This is a genomic window from Flavobacterium sp. CF136 (assembly GCF_000282055.1).
Lineage (GTDB): Bacteria > Bacteroidota > Bacteroidia > Flavobacteriales > Flavobacteriaceae > Flavobacterium.
In genome coordinates this window covers 1-224 of sequence record NZ_AKJZ01000001.1, presented here as the reverse complement: position 1 = coordinate 224, position 224 = coordinate 1, and the positions used below count along the sequence as shown (strand labels likewise).

At 58.5% G+C, this 224-nt stretch carries 1 pseudogene; it reads right to left on the bottom strand.

From position 1 onward, the window contains the following. Window positions 1-224 (bottom strand): annotated as a pseudogene (locus tag PMI10_RS21805) (ABC transporter permease); the annotation flags it as partial.

The window sequence follows — 224 nt, the reverse complement described above, 5'->3', positions numbered from 1 at the left end:
TGATCGCGAGCACCAGGAGTGCAAGCGTCAGTCCTGGATAGAGCACGATCCATCGTTCGCCCGAAAACAGGAAGTTGTTGCCGATGCGGATCAGTGTTCCGAGCGATGGCTCGCTTGCGGGTATGCCGACGCCGAGGAAGCTGAGCGTAGCTTCGCCCAGTATGGCGACACCGAAGTTGATCGTTGCTATGACGAGCACCGGTCCCATCACGTTCGGCAAGATG